This is a genomic window from Streptomyces sp. 4F14 (genome assembly GCF_048159485.1).
GTDB lineage: Bacteria > Actinomycetota > Actinomycetes > Streptomycetales > Streptomycetaceae > Streptomyces.
This window is the reverse complement of sequence record NZ_JBLRVY010000461.1, coordinates 1-301: the sequence shown is the minus strand read 5'-3', so window position 1 is coordinate 301 and position 301 is coordinate 1. Positions and strand designations below refer to the sequence as shown.

At 70.8% G+C, this 301-nt stretch carries 1 pseudogene; it reads right to left on the bottom strand.

Annotation, left to right across the window (positions count from 1 at the left end):
• Positions 1-301, bottom strand: a pseudogene (locus ACLZOT_RS51595) (glycine dehydrogenase (aminomethyl-transferring)); the annotation flags it as partial.

Sequence of the window (301 nt, the reverse complement as noted above, 5' to 3'; positions counted from 1 at the left end):
CGTCCATACGGCGCCCAGTTGGGCCCGCAGGGTGGTCTCGTCGCAGGCGATGGAGACGTGGTCGACGTCCACGAGACGCAGATTGACGCCGTTCTGCCGGGCGGCGGAAACGACCTCGGCGGCCTTCCCGGGAACCCGCACGGTCAGCGTGTCGAAGTAGGAGCCGTGCACGACCTCGATGCCACCGGCCGTGAGCCCCGCGGCCAGGATCGTGGCGTACCGGTGGGTCCGCTGCGCGATGCCCCTGAGCCCCTCGGGCCCGTGATACACGGCGTACATGCCGGCCATGACGGCGAGCAGC